This is a genomic window from Roseixanthobacter glucoisosaccharinicivorans (assembly GCF_043195095.2).
Classification (GTDB): Bacteria; Pseudomonadota; Alphaproteobacteria; order Rhizobiales; family Xanthobacteraceae; genus NCEH01.
The window spans coordinates 58,029-80,629 of sequence record NZ_JBAFWN020000002.1 but is presented as its reverse complement, the minus strand read 5'-3'; the positions used below and the strand labels follow the sequence as shown (position 1 = coordinate 80,629).

20 protein-coding genes and 1 pseudogene are annotated in these 22,601 nt (G+C 64.8%); 9 read left to right on the top strand and 12 right to left on the bottom strand.

Annotated features, from left to right (window positions below; all coding sequences use genetic code 11):
* Nucleotides 1–76: 76 nt before the first annotated feature.
* The 6 genes from V5F78_RS23810 to V5F78_RS23785 all read right to left on the bottom strand — a co-directional run bounded on the left by V5F78_RS23810 (nt 77) and on the right by V5F78_RS23785 (nt 6,984).
* A protein-coding gene (locus V5F78_RS23810; protein ID WP_394016017.1) for an IS3 family transposase occupies nt 77–1,248 on the bottom strand; the annotation gives its coding sequence in 2 pieces (ribosomal slippage) (nt 77–978 and nt 978–1,248; 1,173 coding nt in all).
* A 163-nt stretch (nt 1,249–1,411) separates the two neighbouring features.
* Nucleotides 1,412–3,754 carry a S8 family peptidase gene (locus V5F78_RS23805; protein WP_393986291.1) on the bottom strand — a complete coding sequence of 781 codons (2,343 nt, stop codon included), beginning with the start codon at nt 3,752–3,754 and terminating at the stop codon, nt 1,412–1,414.
* Between the two features lie 7 nt (nt 3,755–3,761).
* Nucleotides 3,762–4,733 (bottom strand): AAA family ATPase, encoded by a 972-nt coding sequence (locus V5F78_RS23800; RefSeq protein ID WP_244617013.1) that lies wholly within the window; start codon nt 4,731–4,733, stop codon nt 3,762–3,764.
* Between the two features lie 128 nt (nt 4,734–4,861).
* Complete coding sequence (locus tag V5F78_RS23795) at nt 4,862–6,070, bottom strand: RHE_PE00001 family protein (RefSeq protein ID WP_394016016.1); 1,209 nt, start codon at nt 6,068–6,070, stop codon at nt 4,862–4,864.
* 208 nt (nt 6,071–6,278) lie between these two features.
* On the bottom strand, nt 6,279–6,725 hold the full coding sequence (locus tag V5F78_RS23790; protein WP_137901605.1) for a plasmid maintenance toxin (PemK-like): 447 nt from the start codon (nt 6,723–6,725) through the stop codon (nt 6,279–6,281).
* Complete coding sequence (locus tag V5F78_RS23785) at nt 6,712–6,984, bottom strand: type II toxin-antitoxin system Phd/YefM family antitoxin (RefSeq protein ID WP_137901604.1); 273 nt, start codon at nt 6,982–6,984, stop codon at nt 6,712–6,714. Before V5F78_RS23785 ends, V5F78_RS23790 begins: the two co-directional genes overlap by 14 nt.
* 62 nt (nt 6,985–7,046) lie before the next feature.
* Between V5F78_RS23785 and V5F78_RS23780 the strand changes: the two genes are divergently transcribed.
* The 6 genes from V5F78_RS23780 to V5F78_RS23755 all read left to right on the top strand — a co-directional run bounded on the left by V5F78_RS23780 (nt 7,047) and on the right by V5F78_RS23755 (nt 14,364).
* The gene (locus tag V5F78_RS23780) at nt 7,047–8,141 is read left to right on the top strand and encodes a hypothetical protein (protein WP_137901603.1); all 1,095 of its coding nucleotides are present in this window, start codon (nt 7,047–7,049) and stop codon (nt 8,139–8,141) included.
* 8 nt (nt 8,142–8,149) lie between these two features.
* Nucleotides 8,150–9,319 carry a tyrosine-type recombinase/integrase gene (locus tag V5F78_RS23775; protein ID WP_394016015.1) on the top strand — a complete coding sequence of 390 codons (1,170 nt, stop codon included), beginning with the start codon at nt 8,150–8,152 and terminating at the stop codon, nt 9,317–9,319.
* A 406-nt stretch (nt 9,320–9,725) separates the two neighbouring features.
* Nucleotides 9,726–10,931 carry a plasmid partitioning protein RepA gene (gene repA, locus V5F78_RS23770; RefSeq protein ID WP_006023650.1) on the top strand — a complete coding sequence of 402 codons (1,206 nt, stop codon included), beginning with the start codon at nt 9,726–9,728 and terminating at the stop codon, nt 10,929–10,931.
* A 2-nt stretch (nt 10,932–10,933) separates the two neighbouring features.
* Nucleotides 10,934–11,953, top strand: a complete 1,020-nt coding sequence (repB, locus tag V5F78_RS23765; protein WP_137901601.1) for a plasmid partitioning protein RepB — start codon at nt 10,934–10,936, stop codon at nt 11,951–11,953.
* 219 nt (nt 11,954–12,172) lie between these two features.
* Nucleotides 12,173–13,405: a plasmid replication protein RepC gene (gene repC / locus V5F78_RS23760; protein ID WP_137901600.1), complete on the top strand. Its 1,233-nt coding sequence runs from the start codon at nt 12,173–12,175 to the stop codon at nt 13,403–13,405.
* 626 nt (nt 13,406–14,031) lie between these two features.
* On the top strand, nt 14,032–14,364 hold the full coding sequence (locus tag V5F78_RS23755; protein WP_137901599.1) for a single-stranded DNA-binding protein: 333 nt from the start codon (nt 14,032–14,034) through the stop codon (nt 14,362–14,364).
* 82 nt (nt 14,365–14,446) lie between these two features.
* On the opposite strand, the gene V5F78_RS23750 is transcribed toward V5F78_RS23755, so the two are convergent.
* Together V5F78_RS23750 and V5F78_RS23745 are read right to left on the bottom strand one after the other, a co-directional pair.
* Nucleotides 14,447–14,818 (bottom strand): transcriptional regulator, encoded by a 372-nt coding sequence (locus tag V5F78_RS23750; protein ID WP_024921879.1) that lies wholly within the window; start codon nt 14,816–14,818, stop codon nt 14,447–14,449.
* 83 nt (nt 14,819–14,901) lie between these two features.
* Nucleotides 14,902–15,231: a helix-turn-helix domain-containing protein gene (locus V5F78_RS23745; RefSeq protein WP_137901598.1), complete on the bottom strand. Its 330-nt coding sequence runs from the start codon at nt 15,229–15,231 to the stop codon at nt 14,902–14,904.
* A 303-nt stretch (nt 15,232–15,534) separates the two neighbouring features.
* Between V5F78_RS23745 and repC (V5F78_RS23740) the strand changes: the two genes are divergently transcribed.
* A complete protein-coding gene (repC, locus tag V5F78_RS23740) occupies nt 15,535–16,767 on the top strand; it encodes a plasmid replication protein RepC (RefSeq protein ID WP_394016014.1) in 1,233 nt (410 codons plus the stop codon).
* 40 nt (nt 16,768–16,807) lie between these two features.
* On the opposite strand, the gene V5F78_RS23735 is transcribed toward repC (V5F78_RS23740), so the two are convergent.
* Together V5F78_RS23735 and V5F78_RS23730 are read right to left on the bottom strand one after the other, a co-directional pair.
* On the bottom strand, nt 16,808–17,233 hold the full coding sequence (locus V5F78_RS23735) for a hypothetical protein (RefSeq protein WP_137901597.1): 426 nt from the start codon (nt 17,231–17,233) through the stop codon (nt 16,808–16,810).
* A pseudogene (locus tag V5F78_RS23730) lies at nt 17,230–17,930 on the bottom strand (AAA family ATPase). Before V5F78_RS23730 ends, V5F78_RS23735 begins: the two are co-directional and overlap by 4 nt.
* Before the next feature lie 535 nt (nt 17,931–18,465).
* Here V5F78_RS23730 and V5F78_RS23725 point away from each other — a divergent pair.
* Together V5F78_RS23725 and V5F78_RS23720 are read left to right on the top strand one after the other, a co-directional pair.
* Nucleotides 18,466–18,894 carry a hypothetical protein gene (locus V5F78_RS23725; protein ID WP_137901596.1) on the top strand — a complete coding sequence of 143 codons (429 nt, stop codon included), beginning with the start codon at nt 18,466–18,468 and terminating at the stop codon, nt 18,892–18,894.
* Entirely contained in the window at nt 18,891–21,230 is a 2,340-nt protein-coding gene (locus tag V5F78_RS23720; protein WP_394016013.1) for a relaxase/mobilization nuclease domain-containing protein, read from the top strand. The genes V5F78_RS23725 and V5F78_RS23720 overlap by 4 nt, the downstream gene beginning before the upstream one ends.
* 240 nt (nt 21,231–21,470) lie before the next feature.
* Here V5F78_RS23720 and V5F78_RS23715 read toward each other — a convergent pair whose 3' ends face one another.
* Nucleotides 21,471–21,899 (bottom strand): YybH family protein, encoded by a 429-nt coding sequence (locus V5F78_RS23715; RefSeq protein ID WP_281807009.1) that lies wholly within the window; start codon nt 21,897–21,899, stop codon nt 21,471–21,473.
* Nucleotides 21,896–22,600 (bottom strand): class I SAM-dependent methyltransferase, encoded by a 705-nt coding sequence (locus V5F78_RS23710; protein ID WP_298267645.1) that lies wholly within the window; start codon nt 22,598–22,600, stop codon nt 21,896–21,898. Before V5F78_RS23710 ends, V5F78_RS23715 begins: the two co-directional genes overlap by 4 nt.
* Nucleotide 22,601: the final 1 nt, after the last annotated feature.

Genomic DNA, 22,601 nt, shown 5'->3' with positions numbered 1-22,601 from the left:
GCCGCTCTGCGTTCCATCTCGGCCGGGCTGATGTAGCCGAGGGCTGAGTGATCTTCCCCCGAAAAAGTGGACGGGGTTAAGCCGCTCTGCGTTCCATCTCGGCCGGGCTGATGTAGCCGAGGGCTGAGTGCAGGCGGCGGGGATTGTAGAAGCCTTCGATGTATCCGAACAGGTCACGCCGCGCCTCGGCCCTGGTGGCATAGAGGCGATGATGGACCCGCTCGGTTTTCAGGGTGTGGAAGAAGCTTTCCATGGGGGCATTGTCCCAGCAATCGCCCTTGCGGCTCATGGATGGGGTGATGCCCGCGGTGGCAAGCGCCCCGCGATAGGCTTCGGAAGCGTATTGGATGCCGCGGTCCGAATGGTGGATCAGGCCGGGTGCCGGCCGCTGGCGCTCGATGGCCATGGCGAGGGCTTCCAGCGCGATCTGTGTGTGCAATGTCTCGCGCATGGACCAGCCGACCAGCTTGCGGGTGTGCATGTCGAGCACGCCGGCAAGGTAGAGCCAGCCTTCGCCTGTGGGGATGTAAGTGAGGTCCGCCAGCCAGACCTGGTTCGGGGCCTGGGTCATGAAGGTGCGGGCGAGCCGGTTGGGAGCGATCGGATAGGAATGGCGGCTGTCGGTCGTCCGCGTGCGCCTTGGCACGGCGGCCAGGCCCCGGATGCCGGCGCGGCGCATGAGCCGCTCGATCCGGGAACGGCCCACGCGCCGACCGTGCCCCCTCAGGACCGCATGGATCCGGGGCGCGCCATAGGTCCCGCTGCTCTCCGCGTGGATCAGCCGGATGTCGTCGGTGAGCGCCCGGTTGGTCTGCGCGCGCACGCTCTCCGGCCGGGCACGCCAGGCATAATAGCCGCTGGCCGACAGCCCGAGGGCCGCGCACATCACACGGACCGGCCACACAGCGCGATGCTCATCGACGAACCCGAACTTCATCGGGAGGCCGCTCCGAAGATGAGCGCGGCTTTTTTTAAGATGTCGCGCTCCATCCGCAGGCGCTCGTTCTCCCGCCTGAGCCGGGCGTTCTCAGCAGCAAGGTCGGCCGGCGACGGGGCCGCCGCCTGCAGGATCGGGCGCCGCGCCGGCCCCGTCGCCTGGGGTGCGAGGTCTCTCACCCACCGCCGCAGAACCGTCTCGTGCAGCCCCAGCTCCTGCGCCACCTGCCCGGCGGAAAGACCGCTGGAGGTTACCCGCTCAACGGCCTCCCGCTTGAACGCCTCTGGAAACACCCGACGCCGTGTGCCCATCGAACACTCCTGTGAAGCTCGCAAAAGCTAACATGGGTGTCCACAAAAACGGGGGAGGATCAAATTGCGAGTTCAACATTCCCTTGGCGATTATGCAGGAACGATAGCTCCGACGCCTGTCGCCCACCTCGATCGACTGTATTCAAAGGTCGGCGTGTCGGTGCTAAGCTTGGACGCGAATCCGCTGGCGCACTCTTTCATAGAGTTGGACGTCTGCCTTTTGCAGAAGCTCGACCACGATTGCGAATTGCTGCCGATCGACATGGGTCGCCCAGCCGCTTTCGCAGCGCACGACGAGATAGTAGCTGTCGCCGTATTCTTCGACACCGCGTTTGAACGTGACAGTTGCACACTGAACGGTGCCTTTCTCGCGCAATTGCGGTCCGGGAACGAGATTGCAATTGTATCGCGGTGCAAGTTCAGGGAACGGACCGTCGTCCTTGTCACGCTTGCGATAATGATCGAAGATCAAGTCAGGCTGGCATCCGCGAACCAACCGAAAGCTCATGCCAACGCCTGCATAATCATTTCGGGTGTGACGCACCGGTGGATCGAATGCCAGCGTCACGCGAATGCAGCGCTCACCGTTTCCCCCAGCCTGAAACGCTTCCGGGATCGGAATCCGATAGACGGCAAAATGATCGAGGGCGATCTCATCCTCGGCGTAAAGCGTGACGCGCGCGTTGTCCGAGAATGCGGCGCGTTCGAGATCCACCAGACCGTGACCGACAATCGCCCGCGTCGCATCTGCACCAAGCAGTTGAAGCCGCTCGCTGGCGGGCGGCGGGATTTCCGCAGATCCCACAATCAGCGCCCGCACGAGATTAGCTGAGGCCTGCGGGAAGCGCGTCATGATCTGCGCGGCGCTGAAGGCAACGCGCGGCGCGGCATAGGACGTGCCTGATCCCGCCGTGAAGAGCTGATCGAGATAGCTGTGATGCAGCGTCAGAACACCGGCGCTGCCGACGTCCTCCCCTCCCCGCAGCCGCGCGACGACGGCATCGAAAATCAGCGTGCCGCCAATCTCAACGACGTCGGGTTTGGTTGCCCCGCCTGGTCCCGGCCCGATCCTCGAGAACGGCGCCGGCTCATGCAGGCGTGTGATGGCGCGGACGCGGACGTCGTCGGCGCGATCGGGATCGAGACCCTCACCGTGCGCGAGTGCGCCGACGGTGATGACGTTCAAGGCGCCGGCCGGCTCGAACAGCCGGTTGGCATCCTCCAGAAGATAGCGCGGATATTCGGTCACGGCCTGTTCGAGACGATTGCCGCCGCGCGGGCTGCGATTTCCGGACGAGACGACGATGACGACGTCGAGCTCGCGCGCCAATTCGTCGAGCGTGGCGGCCCATGTGCCGACCTTGCCGCCGTCGAAGACGCGCCGGCGGTCGGCAAGCGCGATCACGAAGACCCGACAGCCAAAGCGCTGGTACAGGGTCGCGATCGCCTCGCGCATCTGCGAGGGCACGAGGCGCCTGTCGTCAAAGCCACCTTGGTCGTTCACCACTTTCGCCGCACAAAGCCGCGCGCCGCGTTGCAATGCGCCGGCGTCGAGTTGCGCACGAAGATCGCCGAACACGGCCACACCGGCCACGCGAGTGCCATGACCCCAGACGTCCGCGGTGCCGAGATCGGCCGGTACGCCGATCGAACCGACAAGAATATCCGCCAGGAATGGGTGATCGTTGACGCCGCTGTCGATGATGCCGATCAGCGGTGCGTCATCGGCCACGGCATTCAATGGCGGCGCATCCGCCATGACCATGTCGAGCGCCTCTGCCGTGGTCACGTCCGGGGCTGGCGGCAGATCGATCGCCGCGATTTCCTCGACCGTCAGCAACGTGCGCAGCAGCTCGCCCGTCAGACGCGCGCGAAACATGCTGATCGAGGGGCCGACATAGCGATCAAAGACATCGCCACCTCGTGCCTCGACGTAGCGGATGACATCCTCAAGCTTGCGCTCGCGGAGGCGACGTTCGCCCAGATCCCAAAGCTCGATGTCCACCAGATAGGATGTCTGCGCGACGAAATCCTCGACATCAGCGAAACCTTCTTCCCGCAAGCGTGGTCCGATCCGATCACGCGGCTCGACCGATCCAATGCTTTCGATCCCGGAGACGAAGTTGACGTAGGGGGCGTGCTTCTGGCCAGGGGGCGGGCCGCCCTGATAGGCGTCAAGCCGCGCGCGGAAATCCCGCATGTCTTCACTCGATGCGAACAGCACGAGCGTGCGGTCCGCGTCGCTGGACAAAACCGTGAGCCCGAGCCGTTCCCACTCCTCCTCGAGCAGGGCGCCCGTCATCTGCACGCGCAGGATCAGAGACGGGTCGACAAATTCGGGCTTGCGCCGGCGTCTTTGTTCCTGGGTCGCGGTGTCGAGCTCCTCGCGCAGCTTCGTCGTGTGTTGGCCGCGATCGCGCGGTGGCGGCGGTCCGCCGCCGCCGTGCTTGCGCCGCTCGAATTGCTCGGGAAGCCGGACGAGTTCGAGGTGATCGTATCGGGCCACGGCGCGCCTAGCTCGGCGACGCGAGGCGAGACTGTCCTGCCCGGCGGCGCGCCTCGTCCTCCAAGGCGCGATTGAAGTCGCGGGCCTGCACCTGCTTACGGCGATCGATGATCATCGTCTTGACCGCCTGGGTGCAGACGCGCTCGATCTCGGCGTAGGAATAGCCCTCCAGCGCGGCCGCATGCTGCAGCGGATCGAACGCGGTCGCGATGTTCTTGAACTTGAGCCGCAGGAAGCGGGCGATCATCGCGCGATCCGGCTTGTCGAACCAGACGACCTCGTCGAAGCGCCGCCAAACCGCCGGATCGAGGGATTGATCAAGGTTGGTCGCGGCGATCAGAAAGCCCTTCGGCTGAATATGATCGATGAACAACAGAAGGCTGTTGACGACACGGCGCAGCTCATTGTGCTCGCTCGAGTCATCGCGCGAGCGCGCCAGCGCGTCGAACTCGTCAAAGAACAGCACGCAGGGCTGTTTCCGGGCGAACTCGAAAATCTTGCGGACATTGCCAGCCGTCTCGCCCAGGTAGGACGAGATCAGCCTATCGAGCTTGACGAGGAACAGCGGCAGACCGAGCTCGGCTGCAAAAATCTCCGCGCACAGCGTCTTGCCGCATCCCGGCGGGCCGCAGAACAGAAGCTTGGATCGGACCTTGAGGCCGTGACGCCGGATCTCGTCGGCGCGGCGAAACTCTTTGACGAGGCCGAGCAGCACCCGCACGTTCGTCGCCCCGAGCACGATATCATTGTGCGTGTGCTGCGGTTCAATCCGCTCGATGAAGTCGGCGGCTGCTTCGGGGAACGGAAGCAGGGGCGCAAGCGCCTTCGGACCGCTCGGCCGGCTTGGGCCGGCCTCAAGGGTCTTGCGCAGGCTGCGCGCCAGCACGCGGTTGTTCTTCTTTTCCTCTTCGCCGATGATTTGCTCCGCTACGGCCCGGAACTCATCGTCCCGACCGTAGCTGGCCAGCAATTTTTTCATCAACTCCCCGCGGGCCATGGCTCTGCTTTACTTTCTCCTGTTGGGCGAATCATAACCGCAAATGCAGCGTTTCACGATGGGGTTACTGCCCGATTTAAACAACGCAAATCACCATCGTCGGGCGACATCTAAAGCACCCCCCACGCCCGATACCTGTCTCTGCCGGTCGCCTCCCGCAGACCGAGCTCCCCGACCAGGTCCTGGGCGGCGCGTGGCGTGATCCTCAGCTCCTGCGCGATCATGCCGGCCGAGACGATCGGCCGGGCCAACACATAGTCGATCAGCGCCGGCAGCCGGGAGGTGGAGCGGCGGCCGGCGAGCTTGCGGGCCAGCAGGGTGCGGGCAGTCTGCCAACGGTCGTGATCCTTGAGACCGGCCTCGGCCGCGGCCGCGATCGCCTCCAACTGAACGGCGAGGCGGGAGGCCGCGTCGCGTGGCCGCCGCCGCTCGCGCGGGATCGCTTTGAGGCCGTCATGGAGGCAAGGCAGGTGCGAGCGCGCCTTTCCCCGCGCCCGCAGCAGCGCGGCGGCGAGCAGCCGGCCGAGCCATGGCGCGTGCTGTAGCGGTTCCAGCGCGTGCCACGCGTCGGCGGCGATCGCCGTCGCCAGCGCCGGCGGCAGGTTGCGTGTCTGGTCCACGACCGCTCGCCATGCGTCGAGACGTTCATCTTCGTCCCAGTCGAGATCGTAGACCAGCGGGTCTCGCTCGGGTCGCTTCGGGCGCCGATCGGTTGTCTCGCCGGCCAGCGTGCGGTCGGCTTGGGCGATCGCGGCGTCGACGGCCGCGAAGATGTCGGCCATCCGGTCGTCGGCTGGGGCCACGCGAAACCGCTCGGGCGCATCCGCCTCACTGTCTTCGTCTTCGCGATCGCGCACCTCATCCTCTTCCTCATTCCGGTTGCCGCGTTCCTCCTCCCGGTCGCCCTGCTCTCCCCTGCCCCGCAGCCCGGCCACCGACAGCGCCCAGTCGGGCTTGGCGTCGGCGATGCGCCGTCGCGTTCGCAGAACGGCGTGGGCGCGCGTGAGCTCGTGGGTCGGGGCGCGGACGTCCATGCCGGCGTCGTGGAGGACGAGATCGTCGAGATGGACGAGCTCGCCTTCCAGCCACAGGGCGGCAGCGGCGTCTGAGAAGTGGGTCCGGGCGATCCAGCCGTCGCGGACCGGGCTCCTGGCCAGCCGCTCGTCGAGGCGGGCCAGCGCGTCTTCGGCCGTCGCGAGCGGGCCGGCGATCTGGCTCCAAGGTAGCGGATCCGGGATCTGGTAGGCGGAGGGCAAGGTCTTGATAACCTTAACGTGAATCGGTGAAACGGAAGCTATCACGGCGTTGGCTTCCGTCATAGCGATGCCTTCTGGCGCATGCTTCTCACTATCGATAACTGTCCCTTATCGATAGTGTTGGACATGGATTCGCAAATCAGCGATTCTGAGCTTCCTCAGCCCGGCAAATCACGCCCGCCGGGCCTCCGATCGACGAGAGGACGACCCGCTGGCAGCCCCCTCCCCTCCTCCGAATGCCTTTTACCGTCGCCGGCGTGCCGAGCGGTCCTTACTCGGTCCGCGGCACGCTTCGATGCGGCGCGCGGGTTGTGACCTCCCCGCGCGCGATCGCGACGAAGCGGCGCTTGACCTCGGCGAAAAGGCCCGGCGTCAGCGCGCCGTAGTAGCCGCTCTCGGTATCGATGTTGCGCAGGTCCGGCCCGGGCCAGGCGAAGCGGTTGCTCTCGGTCAGCACGATCCACGAGCGCTCGGCGTCGAGCCGCAGACGTCCCTTGACGTCGGCCGGGATCTCGATCGCGTCGGCCGGATTCACCGGCGGCGTGTGGGTGATCGGCAGCACGCGCACGATCGGCGCGCCCTCCTCCGTCGTCATGACGATCGCCAGCACCAGGCAGGGCCGGTCCTTGTCGCCCTCCTCTCGGCCCTCGCGGTGCTGCCAGTCCCACAAATAGGCGTAGCGAAAAATCCAGCCGACGCGGACCTCAGTCGGCAGCATGCTTACCGGCTGGGGCGGTGAGTTGCGCAGGGTCCGGCGTCAGTTCGGCCGTTTCGACCGCCTCGATCTCGGCGTCACTCAGATCAACCGTGCGCTGGACCCGGCGGTCGCGCTTCGACAGGCGAACGAAGTCCTCATAAGCCATCAGCACGGTGCGCGGCCGGCCATTCTTGGTGATTACCACCGGCTCGCGCACGGCGGCATCCTGGTAGGCGCCGAAATTCTTGGAGACTTCGGCGGCGGTCACGGTGGAAGCCATGATCGGTTCTCCTTTGTTCCGGAATATACGGAAATCCCGGTAATCCCGCAAGAGGCCAATCAATGACCCCTTCTCCCGTCCGCCTGCCCGATTCGGCCTCGCTGGAAGCGGTCCTGGCGGGGCTCGACCCGACCTCGGCCGACGTCGGCCTGGTGGTTGCCCTCGCCGCCGCCTTCCCGGGCTTCGATTTCAGCGTCGCCCACGTGGACGACGACTACTGGCGCGACACGCGCTCGGTCATCTGGCCGGACGGCACCCGCGTCGGCGAGCTCCGACCGTGGATGACGGCAGAACTCGCCAGGGACGGCGGCGACGTCAAGGCGACGTGGGCGCGCCTGAAAGACACCGGCCTGCAGATCACCGAGTGGCGCGGCACCAGTGCCTTCGTCTTCGCGCCGACAGGTTCCGCAGCCGCCGACTACATCCAGATCGCGCTGGGCCGCGAGATCGAGTGGCGCGCCGGTTCCATCGTCGATCCGGATTACCGGCCCTGGGGTGAGCAGGAATTGCTCGACCCGAGCTGGCCTCGCCGGGATCCCCTGCCCGACACGGACCGACTCGCTGGCCCGATCTACCGCCTTCTCGATCGCGCCGGCGGCGCGTTCATTCACATCCGCAGCTTTCTAGACCGTTGCGGCCGCGTCGAGCACGAGAAGCGCGAGGCGAAGCGGCCCGAGATGGATCGGCGGGTCATCCGCGAAACCATGCCCAACGGGACGACGCGCGAAACCCCGTTCCTTGAGCTGGTGCCGGACTATTTCGAGTTCGTGCCGCGCGAGGTGAGGTTCTTCCGGGACTGGGAGGCATCGAGTGCGGCCGGGCAGCGCGTCTTCGCGCACTGGGCGCTCGACGCTCGCGATTACACCCACAAGGGCGAGCGTGAAGTCGGCTTCATTCCTCGCCCGTTGAAGATGCCGGGCGAACGCTTGCTCATGACGCCTGAGACGACCGTCCATCAATTGATGGATCGGATTGAGGCGATCGATCGCGAGATCGCCCTGCCCTTCGGCTGGTTCTTTCTCATGATACACGGCCACTGGGTCGACGCCGATGTCGGCCTCGCGATCGCGGACGCCCTCAAGGCCCAGCGCGTGCGGCTGCCCGATCCGGACGCCGCCGTGCTGCTGCGCTGGGCCGCGCGGACCTACGGCTTCTGAGGGACGTGATGGACGATATAGTCAAAGTCCGAGCACTCGACGCCGAATCGCAGCGCGCCCTCGCGCTCGACACGCTGTCGGCCATCCTGCCGATGGACCGGCGCGATCGGCTCGCGCAGCTGCTCACCGACGACGACGTCGCGACTCTCAAGCACCTCGCCAAGGAAGGCATGGGCGAGAACAGTCTTCGCGCGCTCACGTCGGATCTGGCCTACCTCGAAGCTTGGGCTCTCGCGGCCACCGGCGAGGCGCTGCCGTGGCCGGCGACGGAAGCACTCGCGCTAAAGTTCGTCGCGCATCATCTATGGGATCCCGCGCAGCGCGCGATCGACTTACGCCATGGCATGCCAGCCGACGTCGCTGGCGAGCTGCGCGCCGAGGGCCTGCTGCGCACCGAGGGACCGCACGCGCCGAATACGGTGAAGCGGCGCCTTGCAAGCTGGGGGACGCTGCATCGCTGGAAGGGGATCGAAAGTCCGCTCACCGCGCCAAGTCTTCGTTCGGCCGTGCGTCTGGCTGTCCGCGCTTCTCCGCGGCCGCGCCGCCGTAAAAGCAAGCGCGCCGTGACGCGCGACGTCCTCGACCGGCTGACGGCGACTTGCACGACGGATCGGCTGGCCGACACGCGCGACCTCGCGATCCTGCTGCTGGCGTTCGCCTCCGGCGGGCGGCGGCGCAGCGAGGTGGCGCGGCTGCGGGTCGAGCAGCTGAGCGACGAGCCCGGCGTTCTGCTTGATCCGCTTGATCCGAATTCGCCGACGCTGCCGTGCGTCTCGATCCAGCTCGGTCGCACGAAGACCGGCGACGCCGATGACGAGCGTAGGGTGTTCCTGGTCGGCCCGCCGGTCAAGGCGTTGCGGGAATGGCTCGACCGAGCTGATATCCGGAAAGGCGCGATCTTCCGCGCGATCGACCGTTGGGAGGCGCTCGAGGAGCGCGCGCTGACCCCGCAATCGATCAATTTGATCGTCAAGCGGCGTTGCACGATGGCTGAGCTCGACCCCAAAGACTTTGCTGCGCATGGATTGCGGGCGGGATATCTCACCGAGGCGGCGCGCCAGGGCATCGGCTTGCCGGAGGCGATGCAGCAGTCGCAGCATCGGTCGGTCCAGCAGGCGGCGAGCTACTACAACGAGGCGGAGCGCGCGCAGGGCAGGGCTGCCCGGCTCGGTGTGTGAGTAGCGGCTGATGAAATGAGTGGCTTAAGTTGTCCGCGTACAACTCGACGCAGGCCAACCCCCCTCAGGCTTCAGCCGCGTCTGTCTGGCGCGAATATAGCCGGGCGCGCGCGCAAACCAGCGCCGATAGTAACGAACCGAGCGGTAGCGTCGAACGCTCCTCAACTCGCCCCGCCCGTGCGTTAAGTTGTCCGCGTACAACCCAGCCACATGAAGTGCGACGGTTCGCGCAAGGGCAAAATATACGCTCCGCAGCGCGCCAAACCGAATTCCGCTTTGGTGGAGATCACTCCGTTAACTTCTCATTAACCCATTAGTCCTTGCAGCAACGAAAGAATCGGGCATAACTTGGGTTCAACGCTTTTTGGGCCAACCTGCTCAAAAAACCGCAGATGCAGAGAAACCGATGCCCGCTACGCTTCTGCCGAAAGACAATGCGCCTCGCGATCTCAGGTCGTTGATCAACGCTGATGCGGCGGAGCTGTCAATGCGGCTTCGCGCGAGGCAGCTTGAGGACTTTCCCCCCGAGGCGAAAAAGACGTTGCGTCCGTTCTCTCCATCCGAGGCGGCGCGTTTCATCGGAATAGCCGACGGCTATCTCCGTCAGCTCGCCTCTGAAGGGAAGGGGCCCGATCCCCTTCCCAATGGGCGTCGAATGTATTCGCTTGAGGATGTCGAGGCGCTACGTCAATCGCTCGACGCTTCTGGCAAGGGCGGACGCCGCTACACGCCTCGCCGCAGCGAAAATGAGAAGTTGCAGGTCCTCGCGGTGATGAACTTCAAGGGGGGAAGCGGCAAGACGACGACATCGGCGCATCTGGCCGAATACCTCGCCTTTCGCGGATATCGTGTGCTGGCTATCGATCTGGATCCGCAGGCGAGCCTGACGGCACTCTTCGGATTGCAGCCCGAACTCGACGTCGCCGACAATGACACGATCTATGGCGCCATTCGGTACGACAGCGATCGCCGCGAGATGGCCGAAATTGTGCGGGCCACATACATTCCCACGCTTCATTTGATCCCCGGTCAACTCGAACTGATGGAGTTCGAGCATGAGACGCCGAAGGCGTTGATGACGCGGCAGGACGGCGGCCAGATGTTCTTCGCTCGCATCGGTGAAGCACTGGCGCAGGTGAGCGATGCCTATGACATCGTCATCATCGATTGCCCGCCGCAACTCGGGTTCCTGACCCTTTCGGCACTCTGCGCCGCGACAGCTGTACTCATCACAGTCCATCCTCAGATGCTGGACGTAATGTCGATGTCCCAGTTCCTGAACATGACAGCTGGCTTGCTCGACGTCGTCGCCAATGCAGGCGCGGCGACTGACTACGACTGGATGCGTTATCTCGTCACGCGATACGAACCGAGCGACGCGCCCCAGACCAAATTGGTGGGCTGGATGCGCTCGATCTTAGGTGAACGAGTTTTGACCCATCCGATGGTCAAGAGCACGGCCATCGCCGATGCCGGATTGACCAAGAACACACTCTACGAGGTCGATCGGAAGGGCTTCTCCCGTCCGACCTATGACCGTGCGATTGAATCTCTCGACCTCGTCAACGGTGAGATCGAGGGTTTAATCAGGCAGGTCTGGAAGAGGGTCTGAGCATGGCTCGGAAGATAAGCTTCGACCACGTGCCCAGCGAGCCACAAGCGTCGCAAGAACCTCCAGCGCGACTGTCGGCCAACCAGGTCCGGCCGCTTCTGGGCCTGGACCGGCCGCTCAAGCAACCGGGCGCGCTCGGTGCGATCTCGCAGAACCTCGGCGGCATCAAGGAGCGAGCGGATCGGGCCGACGAGTTGGAGAGACAGCTGCTCGAGGGGCAGACGATCGTCGAGCTCGATCCGGCCCTCGTCGACGATTCCTTCGTACCGGACCGCATGGAGGCGAGCGCGGCCGATGAGGCGGCGTTCCAAGAGTTGATCCGCGAGCACGGTCAAAACACGCCGATCCTCGTTCGCCCGAGCCCGGAGAATTCAAGCCGCTTTCAGGTAGCCTTCGGGCACAGGCGCCTACGCGCTGCCCGCTCGCTCGGAAGAAAGGTGCGGGCGGTGGTCCGCGCTCTGAGCGACGAAGAGCTGGTGGTCGCCCAAGGCCAGGAGAACAGTGGTCGAACCGACCTGACCTTTATCGAGCGAGCCCGCTTTGCCGCCCGACTCGAAGAGCGCAAGTTTTCGCGCGAGACAATCATGGCGGCGTTGAACGTCGACAAGGCTGCGCTATCGCGACTCATTGCGGTTGCGACCCGCGTCCCCACCGAGGTCGTCGAGGCGATCGGCGCCGCGCCTGGCTATGGCCGCGTTCGATGGCAGGAGTTGACCGATCTCCTTGATGGCGACGGCAATCGACACCGCGCCATCGCGCTTGTGAAGGAGGAAGGGTTCGCTGACCAAGACAGCGACAAGCGGTTCGAAGCACTCGTCGCAGCGTTGGGCACCAAGGCGGCGCGGGCGCGGGCGGAAAGCTGGTCGGCGGCCGACGGCACGCTCGCAGCGAAGGTTATGCGAACCGGCAAGAAGCTCAGTCTGACTTTCGACGACCGCGTAGCCCCGCAATTTGGCGAATTCGTTCGCCAGCACTTGCAAAGGCTCTACGACGAATACCGCGCCGCGTCCGGCGAGGACTGAAGGAACACCCACCCGGAATGAGCCGGCTGGGCAGGTGCAATCTGGCTCAGGAGAAACCTAGGCAAAAGAAAAAGGCCCCCGAAACGTCACCGTCCCGGAAGCCTCTGTCTTAGTTTGGCGACTGATAGAGAATCACTTCCGCGAATCGCAGTCAAGTGTCTCGTGCGAGACGGCGCCGTTTTGGCGAGCAGATTTCCTTTGCCCGAACGAGGCAAAGACATGGAACCTTATCAATCAACGACGCCCTTCGGGCGGCGATCGCTGACGCTCGCCCATGTGGCAACACAGATCGTCGCGTCATCCCGGCCGCCTGAGAAGGTCGTGCACAAGTGGAAGATTTTCCACGCCATCTGCAGGGCACGGCCGAGCCTCGGCGTGACAGAGCGAGCGCTGTCGGTCTTGAACGCGCTCCTCACCTTCCATCCCGAGACGGCGCTGACGGGCGAGGACGACCTTGTCGTTTTCCCCTCGAACCAGCTCCTGTCACTGCGCGCGCACGGCATGCCGGCGTCAACGTTGCGACGCCATCTCGCGGTCCTGGTCGACGCGGGCCTCGTCATCCGCCGCGACAGTCCCAACGGCAAGCGCTACGCGCGCAAAGGTGCGTCCGGCGAGATCGAGCTGGCGTTCGGATTCGACCTCTCGCCGCTTGTTGTCCGCTCGGAGGAATTCGAAAGCCTGGCAGCCGCCGTGGAGGCCGAAGCGCGCGCCGTTAAGCTCGCGCGGGAACGCATCACGCTGTGCCGGCGCGATATCGCCAAGATGATCGCGACCGGCATCGAGGAGGGCGTGCCGACACGCAGGGGAGGGCAGGGACCCGCGGACTGGGCGCAGATCCACGCCGGCTTCCGCTCGATCGTCGAGGGGATTCCGCGCACCGCGACGCGCGCGCAGCTGGAAGCGGCGGCCGAGGAGCTATCACAACTGGCCGACGACGTCCTCAACCTCCTGGAAAGCCACATCAAAACACACGATATGAGCGCCAATGAGTCCCGAAATGAGCGCCATATACAGAATTCAAATCCAGACCCCTTAATTGATCTTGAACCTGGCTTTCGAGGAAGCCGGGCGGCGAGGGCGGTGCCAGAACCCCAAACGCCGAGGATTGCGGAAACGGCCTATCCGCTTGGAATGGTATTAAACGCTTGCCCGGACATCTCCGACTACGCCAAAGGCGGAATTTCGAACTGGCGCGACCTGCTGGCGACCACGGCCGTTGTGCGCTCGATGCTTGGGATCAGTCCCAGCGCCTGGGAGGAGGCGCAAGCCGTCATGGGCGAAATGCAGGCCGCGGTGGTTGTCGCGTGCATCCTGCAGCGCGGCGCGGCAATCCGCTCCGCCGGCGGCTATCTGCGCGGTCTGACTGAACGGGCCAAGGTCGGTGAATTCTCGCTCGGCCCGATCCTGATGTCGCAAATCAACGCACAACTGCGCACGAAGCGAACCGCATGATGGCGCGGGCGATGTCCGAAAAGGCATGCCATCTCCGATGGTTCGATGGTTCGATGGGACGTGGGCGTCCCGCGCCGGTGAGGTCGCAGCCGCGGGGCGGAGCTCGGGTTTCGCGCACCCGGCGTTGGTGCGACGGTCCTGCCGTCGAAGCCGTCGCAGGGCGGTTCGCCGCTGCCGCTCGATCCGGCCATGGCTGATTTCCATGGTCGACCCCGATCCGTGCGGCGCTTCCTCGCTGACCCACGATCCTGGATGGGCAGGCATCGACTCGCGGTTTTCCATAACTCGAAATGGGGCCGGCGCGTGGTCCAGGTAGCACGACGACGATTGCTCCTCTCTACAGGTCGGGCGGCGCTCCCGGTTGCATGGCTGGATTCCTATGGCCGTCGCCGGCACGGCGGGCCCTACGCCCGAGAATTTTCCCCTGCCGGATCACCCCGCGAGCGGGGCCCCCAACCGGCATTCCTCGCGCACGCGCCTGCGGCGCCAAAATTCACGGCCTGACGGGACGCAGCGCTGCGCTCGCCCTTCGCCCGCGTCTCGCGGGCTTCGGCTCTGTGCCGTCTTCCCGGCCATGACGGATCGCCATCGCAACGGGGCGCCGCCCCACAAGATGGAGAGAGACTATGCGCAACATCGCCGAATTCACCCTCATCGGCCACGTCGGGACCATCAAGCAGGTCGGCAAGACAGTCCGTGTCACCGTCTGCGCCAACTATCCCTTCAAGGATAAGGGCGGCGAGTGGAACGACGACCAGCACTGGAACGAGGTCACGATCTTCACCAAGTCGATCCAGGGCTACGTGAACGAGCACGTCAGCAAGGGCGACCTCGTCCACGCGCGGGGCCGCCTGCGGCAGAACAGCTACGAGCGCGACGGCAAGCGGACCTACACCGTCGACCTGATCGCCCTGGAATTTGGCCGCCTCGCCCAGGCCGTTGAGCGCTCAGCCGCATGACCGATCCAGTGGGGAGGCGAAAGCCTCCCCACCTCTTCCATCGATCTTGAGCAGTTGGTCGCCGCATCGATCGCCGGCGCCGTCAGGAAGGAAGCTTTCGCGATCGCGTCTGACGCGCCAAGGCGCGATCGGCGCGATTTTTCTTGCTGATCGCCGACGTCAACTCGTCGTAATCGACACCGCTCTTCTTGAGCGCGCGCCGTGCGTCCGACACATCGAAGCCGAGCAACTCAAACACGCTCATGTTGAGGCTCGAAGCGATCCTTTCGATCGTACGCAAAGTTGGATTCCCGATGCCGCGGACGATCGTATAGTAGGTCCCGCGTGCCAGTCCGGTCTTCGGCAGGAATGCTTCCATGCCGCCATTTTCGATCTCGAGCTGCTGCAGACGGATGGCCAGCATCTCATTCAGCACCGAATGATCGACTGGCTGAGGCTTGCGAACAGGCGACATGGCGAAAGGGCTTTCGGACAAAACTCCGCATCCGATTCACCATACATTACGTCTGAAGTCTAGTATATTGGACGTTGTCAATCCTACCGTAAATTCTTTGAATATGCGCTTCCCTTCATCGAGCCGATTGAGTCGCCCTCGTGCCGACGGTCCGAGGTCCGCTTCCGCAACAAGGTCAGAGGGTCGACGCCCGCTCGTTCCGCGATGAGTTCAATGTAACTAAGGCTTGGATTCGCTGCTGTCGTCATCAGGTGGAAGTAGCTTGATCTCGGGATCCCTAGGCTTTTCGCGAACTCTCCACGGGTTAGCTGTGCTTCGAGACGCAGTGCTTCGAGCCCCGACTGAAACGCTCCTATGAGCAAACATCCCTTCGCTGCGTGATCTGCTTTGCGTCGGCATGACTTCTCAGCCATGAGCCTTCCCTCCGAACCATGATCCGAACGATACCCATGCGGCCGCAGCCTACATATTGGACGGCCGACTAACATTCAATATAATGTACTGATCTGATTCAACCAGGAGAAGTGCGTTCAGACAAAGAAAAACCCGGCAGAGCCGGGTCTCTCAAGAGGGTCAGCGGGCTGGCGACGGCAATCGCCAGCGAGGCCTCCAAACGCAAAGGCATCTTAGCTCGCGCGATCCGACAGTTCAAGAGACTCAGCGTTTTCACGCCACGGTCTTTGTTTGCCACGCGCTCTCGCAACGAGAGGACGCGAATGCAGATGCTTGGCTTCAATCCTATCGCCCCTTTTGGATGCGGCGCGCTGTCCCCGGCCGCGCTTCGGATTCAACGCGACGTTCGGCAGTGCCAACCCGGCAAGGCCTGCCACAAATGGAAGACGTTTCGCCACGCATGCGAAGCGAAGGCCGCCCTTGCCCTTTCCGACCGCGCGCTGACCGTCCTGAATGCGCTGCTGAGCTTCCACCCGGACACGGTGCTCACGCTCGGGTCCACTGATCTCGTCGTGTTTCCATCAAATCGCGAGCTCTCGCTACGCGCCCACGGCATCCCTGCGTCGACCTTACGTAGGCATATTGCCGCTCTTGTGAAATCGGGTCTTATCCAGCGTCGGGATAGCCCAAATGGCAAACGCTACGCTCGGCGCGCAGCAGGCGGCGACATCGAGCTGGCATTCGGGTTCGATCTCAGCCCGCTCGTGGCGGCTGTCGACGACCTTGCGGAACTCGCCGCTCGCGCTGTCGAGGAGCGACATGTTCTCGATGCGCTGCGCGAGCAGGTCACGCTCGCGCGCCGCGACATCGCAAAGATGCTCGCGCTGGGTGTCGAACGGGGCGTCGATGCCGACTGGCCAGCACTGCACCACGAATTCCTGGGGCTGATCGACGGCCGACCACGCACGCCGTGCCGCGCTGCCCTCGAGCCGCTCGCCGCGGCGCTGGTCGAGCTGTCGGGGCGGATCCTCGAAATTCTTGAGAGTCATATCGAACCCACAAGGCCAATACGCGAACCGTCCGCAAATGCGTCCATAGCAACGAACCCGACGCCGAAAGCCGGCGCCGAAAGCGCCGGCAATGCATTCCAGCCCGACATCGAGCGCGATGTCGCATCAGCAGTCCCTGTCCGGCTCGTCGCCGACACGTGTCCTGATTTTGTGGACTACGCCCGCCACGGGCTACGAACGATACGGGACGTGGTGGACGCCGCCGTCATCGTGCGCCCGCTTCTCGGCGTCAGCCCAAGCGCGTGGGAAGAGGCCTGTGCTGCAATGGGGCAGGGGCCGGCGAGCGTCACCTTGGCGCTGATCCTCCAGCGCGGCAACGGCATCAAAAATCCCGGCGGCTACCTCAGGACGCTCGCCCGACGTGCGGCAGCCGGCCAATTCTCTATCTGGCCTATGCTGATGGCTCTCCGCGGCGCGCAACGTGGAAAGGATCCAGCAGAGATGAAGACACCTGCAGGACCTTCCTTCCCGGACGACAGCGCGTAGCAGCGATTCGTGCTTCGTGACGCCTCTTTCACAATGGCGACTACGAGTCGTCGGCGGGCGGCAATCGACCGAGCCGCTTGAAAAGATCATAGAGGGCGCGGTCGACAATGCGCAGCGGCTGCGTGCGTTGCTCGGCGGCAAGCTGGCGGAGCACCAGGTCGATTGGATCGGGAAGGCGAAGCGCGTAGGGCCGCGACGAGGCGCGTTCGCCATAAGCCTCGAACGGATTGCGCTCGCGATTTCGTGGTGGCCGCTCCCCTCGCTTGGATGAGATAGAATTGGCGGCTTGCGATGGCGATCTGCCTGGCGCCGGCGCCGGCGTAACGGGATCGTCGTAGGCAGGAGTGACGACCACGGGCTGAAGGACAGGTTTTTGAGAGGCCGGCGCGACTGCGCGCTGGGCGCGGAACGCATCGCGGGGAAGGGGAGGCCGGTCAGACTTCTCGCTGGGAGCTCCGTCGCTCATGCGACCGGCTCGCCGGTCGCCGCGCCCTGGCTCGCTGCGAGCAACTCGCGGACGACCTGATCGGCATTGTAGCGGGCCTTGCGCACCGACTCGTCCCTGTCGCTCATCTGGTAAAGTGTTCCGAAGCCGCTTGTCATCGTGCGGTAGGTCACACGCCGGTAGAGCGCCGTCGAGCAGACCGGCACGTGCTCGGAGTCGAGGTAGGCCACGACCTCGCGGAGGGGTCGCGTGTTGCGGTCGAGGCTGTCGTATTCATTGAATAGAACCCGATGCTGGCTCTCGGCAGCTGTGCCGCGGCGGCGTGCTGCTCGAGATTGCGAAGGGTCCGCACGACCTGCGACGCATCGAACGTATGTACCTTGCACGGCAACACGACGAGGTCGGCCCGGAGCGCCGACTGGATCAGTACCTCGCCGTAATAGCCGGGCGTGTCGATCACCACAACGTCGTAACCGGCCAGGCGTTCGACGGCTTGAACCAATGCGGATTCGTCGGGGGCGCGGACCAGATCGACGCCCTGCGGGCTCAACCCCCGCGCGACGGAGGAAGCATGCCACTGGTATGAAGAGCCCTGCGGATCGGCGTCGACGATCGCGGCGGAGTAGCCATGCTTCGCGAACTCACCAGCGAGAATGATCGCAACCGTGGTCTTGCCGCTCCCGCCTTTTGGGTTCGCCACTGCGAATATACTCGGCACCGTCAAGCCCTCCGTCGCTCGCTCTAACAGCAATCAACATACATTATAATATACATATGGCTGTGCTGCAATTCGTCATTCCGGAAGTACCGGAAAGCCTTGATGCGGTGTTCAGGTAATGCGTTGATACGGCATTGTCGTTCTAGCGAGTTGCCGTAGTACGTGATGTCGCCAATGCGGTGCTGGCGGGAGCGCATTCGTGCGGTAGTGCATTATTGTCGGAGCAATGCGTTGCAGTGTTGCGCCGTTACGGTAATTCGTCATTGCGGTCTTAACGGGGCGCTGTGCGCCAAGCGGGCCTTCGGGTTCAAGGGACGGCTGTCCAGACGCGAGCGCTCTTCATGCGCGAAGTCTTACATACGGTTTAATAGATATTGGTTGACAAGATACCGGTTTGTGGGCCAAACCGGGGGACGGCTGCTGAAGGCAGCCGAAGGGCGCTGACGCGCCTTCGTGGTCATCGGGTCGATGCCTACGCCTTGGCTCCGGCCTAACGGCCGCCGAGCCTTGCAAACGGAAGGGAAGGGGAGAGCCGATGGCCCGCTCCGCGAAGACACCACGACGCAAGCCAAGGCTCCGGACCGAACTGTCGGAGCTCGATGAGCAGCGGCTCCAGGAAGCCGTCGCGCTGTTCGGATTGCCCAAGGCCGAGGTCGTGCGCCGGTTGATCCGCGCATCGGTGCAGGCGGGTCCTGCCCTGTCGGCCGAGAATACGCGCGCCGTCGTCCAGCTCGCGAGCCAGGTCCGCATGGTCGGCCGAAACCTCTCGCAGGTCCTGCGCGCCATCCACCGCGGTCAGGCGGTGCGCATCGAGGACACCGAGCCGGTCTGGCGTGGCCTGCACGAGATCGTCTCGGCGATCAACGACGAGCTCACCGAAATGACCGTCGCCTATGGGTCCAAGCTGCGGCGTGAGGTCAGGCTGACGTTGCCGGCCGAGCTCTTTGGTCAGGAGCCGCGATGAACCGGGATGCGCAGATCGCCTGGTGGGTCGAGCAGGTCGAGGCCGCGCGTCGCGCGGTCATTGATGCCGGCGAGACGCGGCGCCGGCGATCCCCCGGTCTCGATGACGAGGTGCGCGCCCGTCGCGGTCGCGTGGCGCCGCTTCCCAAGGCGCCGACCGCGCAGGAGATCATCCGCGGGACGACGATCACCGGCGGCCGGGATGAAGAGCGGACGCGGTTCCTGCCGACCGCCGCAGGCGGCGGCGGAGGAGGAGGAGGGGCGTCTGCACCGTCGGGCTCGAAACCCGATCAGGTCGCAGGAGGCGGCGGTCCTGGCGGAGGAGGCGCGCGCGCGGCGGGGCAGGGCGAGGCGGTCGGCCGGGCTCGTCAGCTGGCGGCCGGCTACCAGCCCGCTGTGATCAAGGTGGTGTCCTATGCCCGTGGCGTTGCCCGCGCGACGGCGACCGGCCAATATGTGCAGCGCGAGGATGTCGCGCTCGAAACGTATGATGGGCGGATCCTCGCCGATCGCGAAGCCGTCGCCGACGAGATCAAGGCCTGGTCGAGCAACTTCGCCAAGCGCGCCGAGAGCCACGACGTCGGCGCCGTGCGCTTGTCCCTGAACGGTGTCGCCGACACGCCCGAGGGCAGGGAAACCTACGAGAAGGCGATCGCGGCGGGATTCGAAGGCCACCGGTATGCTTATCGCCTCGACGTCGCGCAGAAGGGCGAGCTCGAAGCGCGCATCGTCACCGCAATGGCTGGAGCGGGCAAGGAGCGCTTCCGGGTTCGGGGAGAGCGCGTCGGAGAAGAGGGCAGGGGCTTCACCCAGAAGCGGCTCGATCTCGCATCCGAGGCGCGTGCAAAGGAGCGTATCGTGGCGGCTACCGGCCTGCCGCCGGACGCAATCGCCATCGCTCCGGGCGCCACGAGCCATGGCCGCGACGGCGTGACCTATCGGCTGAACAAGCTGATCGAGAAGGGGCCCGCGATTGACGATCGTGGCCGGGCGATCACCAATGTCGCCGAGACCAGGACCGCGGCGCGAGAATGGGGACCGACGCTACGCTCGCAATCCTCGCGCGATACCATGCATCTGATCGTGTCGGCGAAGGCCGGGACGGACGTTGACGCACTGAGGCGGTCTGCCCGCGCGTTCCTGCACGATCGTTTTGCCGATCACAAGTTCATGTTCGGCGTCCACACCGACAAGGAGGCCGACGGCCATGTCCACGTCCACGCCGTCGTCGCCGTCAAAAGCGAGTCCGGGCAGAAGCTGCATCCGGGTCGAGAGACCTTCAGCGAGTGGCGCCAGTTCTATGCCCAGCATGCGCAGGCGGAAGGTCTCAAGATCGTCGCGACATCCGCACGCGAGCGCGCGTCGTCGCAAAGCTACGGCCCGAAGGACAAGGCGATCGTCGAGGCGGCGGATCGTCCGCGGCCGACACGCGAGGCACGCGATCGCGCCTATGCCGCGGATCCAGCCAATCGGCGGCTCATCGACAATGCCCGGCAGCGGATCGCGGTCGCGCGGACAAATCCAATTCGCCTGCCCGTGACGGCGCAGGACCTGAAGCTCGTGAACGAGGGCGTTCAGGCCTGGCGGACGGTTGCGGCCGAGCAGCCGGCGAACCCGCAAGCAAAGGACATGCTCGAGCGCCTGCTCATGGCCCAGACGGTCGGGTCTATCGTGCAGACGATCGGGAAACGCGTGGAGCAGCTGACGAAGGAGAACTCGACCATGGCAGTGACATCGGAGCAGATGGCAAAGGATCTGCGCCTCATGAACGACGCGGTGTCGCGAACGAGCGACCTGCTGGACGGCGAGACGAAACAGCAATTTCGCGAGGCCTCATCGCGATATCTCGAGACGCTCGCAAACCGCGTCGACCTGCAGCGAGCTTCAGAACACGGCATCCAGCAGATGACGCGCGCCGAAGTCGAGGCGATCGCCGGTGCCAATGCCGACAGGCTCATCGAGCGGGCGAGCGGAATTCAGCAGCGTGAAGAGCGTGAGGCCGCTGCGGCCGCGAGATTGGCAGATCGCGCGATTGCCGCTGAGCGTCGGGAGGAAGCCACGGTCGGCATCGACCCGACGACCCAGCGCGAGCTCCGCGCCGAGCGGGCGATCGTCGCCGGCGCGCAGAAGTCAGCAGCGCAGGAGACACGGGAAGCGGCGGCGGCGCGCGAGGCAGCAGCATCGCTCGCGCAACATCCGGCCGACCGCCTGTCGCCGACGCTGCTTCAGACCGATGCGCTCGCGCAGCTGCGTGCCGAACAAGAGCAAATCATTCGTGAGATCGAAGCCAGCGAGGGGGCCCAGGCTCAGTCGACGAAACCGCAGCGGATGACGTAGTTGTCCAGAAACGTCGAACGTCACCGGGCCTATGGTGTTCTCGCGCCTGGCGCCGCGGCAAGGTCCAAAATTGGCGACGAGACCTGCGAGACAGCTCGGGCCAAAACACGGGATTGTTCGGACTGAGCCGCGAGACGATCGCAAAGATGTGCCGGTCCTCGATTCGGCTGGCTGCTCGCGCTCGAAGCCGGTCGAGAAGCCGGCTGCTGGTGGGGGTGCCGGACGAGATGAGACGGGAGACTATGGAAGCTCCGCCCCGTAGAAAGCCTCGCCCTGGATCTGCTCGCCGAGCTCGTCGAAGATCATGAGTTCGCAGGCCCGGCGACGCTGTCCGTTCAGATCGGCCTCGTAGATCACGTTGAGCTCTCGTCGGACAGGATCCCATGTCGCGCGGTCGAGTGTGAACGCAAGCGTGGTCAGCTTGTCAAGTGCCGAACGCCAATAGGCGGCGAGGGCGGTTTTCCCCTCAATGCGAGACGAGCCGACATATTTGGCTGCGACCGGACTGACGAAGACGGCATCGTCGCGGAAATGACTCAGTACCGCTTCAACGTCGCGTCCGTTCCATGCGGCGATCCAGCCCTCGGCGAAAGCCATCATGGCGGCTCGCGTCATCACCACGTGGTGCCGTATAGGCGCCACAGCTTCTGGCTCGTCTCGTTCGCTCATGCGCTACGCCTCGCGATCCAGGAGCCCCAGAACAGGCTCGAGAAGAAGAGACGCGGCTGCTCGAAGCCGGTCTCCGCGAGAAGGCTTTCGACCGCAGCATCCGACCCGGGCGGATCAGCGCCTTGCAGAATCTTGCCGCGCTTCACCTCGACCTCTTCCGGTGAAGCGCCCGCCATCCGCCACCGCTCGCCCCAGGCCTTCAGGAAGAGCAGGTTTTCGGCATAGGCGCCGCGATTGCAGGCGAGAATGAGCGTACCGCCGGGGTGAAGCCGCGCCGCGACCGCGCGCAGCAGAGCAAGCTTCGCCTCGCGTCCGCGAAGATGATGGAGAACGCCGATAACGGTCACAGCATCGAAGCGGTTGTCTACCGGCAGTTCGTCGACATAGCCGGAGTGCCAGGTCGTCAGATGGCTAAGACCGGCGGCCTCGACGGATGCAATGGCCCCGGCCAGCATCGGCGGGGAGGGATCGACCGCAAGGAAGCGCCAGCTCGGCCGAAGCTTGCCGGCGACGAGGATCTCCTGCGCCGTTCCGCCCGCGCCGACGACCAGGATCCGTCGGTCCAGGCTCTCGCCGAGATCCGCCGACAGGAGACAGGCGGCAAGCTCATGGCAGGCGTCGTAGCCGGCGAGCGCGATGCGGCTCTGCTCAGCATATTCGCCGGCGCGCGTGGCGTCGAATTTGGCGGCGGATGCGGTCATG

Bases quoted from the DNA above. Each gene is read 5' to 3' on its own strand.
- V5F78_RS23755 (WP_137901599.1), top strand. From the start codon at position 14,032: ATGCGCAACATCGCCGAATTCACCCTCATCGGCCACGTCGGGACCATC.
- V5F78_RS23780 (WP_137901603.1), top strand. From the start codon at position 7,047: ATGACCCCTTCTCCCGTCCGCCTGCCCGATTCGGCCTCGCTGGAAGCG.
- V5F78_RS23790 (WP_137901605.1), bottom strand. From the start codon at position 6,725: ATGCTGCCGACTGAGGTCCGCGTCGGCTGGATTTTTCGCTACGCCTAT.
- V5F78_RS23710 (WP_298267645.1), bottom strand. From the start codon at position 22,600: ATGACCGCATCCGCCGCCAAATTCGACGCCACGCGCGCCGGCGAATAT.
- V5F78_RS23785 (WP_137901604.1), bottom strand. From the start codon at position 6,984: ATGGCTTCCACCGTGACCGCCGCCGAAGTCTCCAAGAATTTCGGCGCC.
- V5F78_RS23750 (WP_024921879.1), bottom strand. From the start codon at position 14,818: ATGTCGCCTGTTCGCAAGCCTCAGCCAGTCGATCATTCGGTGCTGAAT.
- repC (WP_137901600.1), top strand. From the start codon at position 12,173: ATGGAACCTTATCAATCAACGACGCCCTTCGGGCGGCGATCGCTGACG.
- repB (WP_137901601.1), top strand. From the start codon at position 10,934: ATGGCTCGGAAGATAAGCTTCGACCACGTGCCCAGCGAGCCACAAGCG.
- V5F78_RS23745 (WP_137901598.1), bottom strand. From the start codon at position 15,231: ATGGCTGAGAAGTCATGCCGACGCAAAGCAGATCACGCAGCGAAGGGA.
- V5F78_RS23725 (WP_137901596.1), top strand. From the start codon at position 18,466: ATGGCCCGCTCCGCGAAGACACCACGACGCAAGCCAAGGCTCCGGACC.
- repA (WP_006023650.1), top strand. From the start codon at position 9,726: ATGCCCGCTACGCTTCTGCCGAAAGACAATGCGCCTCGCGATCTCAGG.
- V5F78_RS23800 (WP_244617013.1), bottom strand. From the start codon at position 4,733: ATGAAAAAATTGCTGGCCAGCTACGGTCGGGACGATGAGTTCCGGGCC.
- V5F78_RS23775 (WP_394016015.1), top strand. From the start codon at position 8,150: ATGGACGATATAGTCAAAGTCCGAGCACTCGACGCCGAATCGCAGCGC.
- V5F78_RS23715 (WP_281807009.1), bottom strand. From the start codon at position 21,899: ATGAGCGAACGAGACGAGCCAGAAGCTGTGGCGCCTATACGGCACCAC.
- V5F78_RS23720 (WP_394016013.1), top strand. From the start codon at position 18,891: ATGAACCGGGATGCGCAGATCGCCTGGTGGGTCGAGCAGGTCGAGGCC.
- V5F78_RS23735 (WP_137901597.1), bottom strand. From the start codon at position 17,233: ATGAGCGACGGAGCTCCCAGCGAGAAGTCTGACCGGCCTCCCCTTCCC.
- V5F78_RS23795 (WP_394016016.1), bottom strand. From the start codon at position 6,070: ATGACGGAAGCCAACGCCGTGATAGCTTCCGTTTCACCGATTCACGTT.
- repC (WP_394016014.1), top strand. From the start codon at position 15,535: ATGCAGATGCTTGGCTTCAATCCTATCGCCCCTTTTGGATGCGGCGCG.